1 protein-coding gene and 2 pseudogenes are annotated in these 815 nt (G+C 72.5%); all 3 read right to left on the reverse strand.

Features of this window, described 5'->3' with window-relative positions; genetic code table 11:
- Window positions 1-109 (reverse strand): annotated as a pseudogene (locus PUR61_RS24840) (ATP-binding protein); the annotation flags it as partial.
- The gene (locus tag PUR61_RS24845) at window positions 90-512 is read right to left on the reverse strand and encodes a DUF742 domain-containing protein (RefSeq protein ID WP_329881598.1); all 423 of its coding nucleotides are present in this window, start codon (window positions 510-512) and stop codon (window positions 90-92) included. The pseudogene PUR61_RS24840 and the gene PUR61_RS24845, both read right to left, overlap by 20 nt.
- Before the next feature lie 162 nt (window positions 513-674).
- Window positions 675-815 (reverse strand): annotated as a pseudogene (locus PUR61_RS24850) (roadblock/LC7 domain-containing protein); the annotation flags it as partial.

An 815-nucleotide genomic window follows, 5' to 3' on the forward strand; every position in this document is an offset into this window, starting at 1 on the left:
CGGCGCCGACGAGCGTGGTCTTGCCGACACCGAAGCCGCCGGCGACGACGATCTTCGCGGAGGTGGTGGCGCGGGTGGGGGCGGCCGCGTTAGAGCTTGCGAAGTCCACTGAGGACCCTTTCGAGCAGCGTGACGTCGGGCGTTCCGCCCGACTCGCCCGCGGCGGCGGGCTGGTGGATGGCGACGAGGCCGGCCTCGGCCAGGTCGGCGACGAGGATGCGGGCGACACCGAGCGGGACGCCGGCCAGTGCGGAGATCTCCGCGATGGACTTGACCTCACGGCAGAGGTTCACGATCCGGGCGTGCTCGGGCAGCAGGCCGCCGGTGCGCTCGGCGGAGCCCGTCGTCGAGATCAGCGCCTCGATCGCGAGCTGGTACCGGGGCCGGGTGCGGCCTCCGGTCATCGCGTACGGGCGGACCAGCGGCTGCTGCTCGTAGCCGTCGGACTGCCCGCCGTAGCCGCTGCCGTACCCGCTGCCGTACGAGCCGGCGGGTGTCGAAGGCGGGGTCATGGGTCCTCCTTGTGCTGCAGCCTGGGGCAGCCGGTTCCAGCTGGGGTGGTTGCCAGCTGAGGCGAAATCAGCTGCCTGAGGGTAGCTGAGGGTGGAACGCCGGGTCCGGTCGGGTCGGACCCGGCGGGGAGGTGGGACGGGTGGGATGCCCGCTCAGTGCACTCAGTGCAGGAGACTGCCCTGGAGTTCTGCGCGGAGTGCGGGGGTGAGGACGGCGCCGGCCCGGTCGACGAGCAGGGCCATCTCGTATCCGACGAGACCGATGTCGGAGTCGGGGGCGGCCAGGACGGCGAGTGCCGAGCC

Source organism: Streptomyces sp. BE20 (assembly GCF_036322525.1).
GTDB lineage: Bacteria > Actinomycetota > Actinomycetes > Streptomycetales > Streptomycetaceae > Kitasatospora.

Coding starts and splice junctions, on each gene's coding strand:
- PUR61_RS24845 (WP_329881598.1), bottom strand. CDS start 512: ATGACCCCGCCTTCGACACCCGCCGGCTCGTACGGCAGCGGGTACGGC.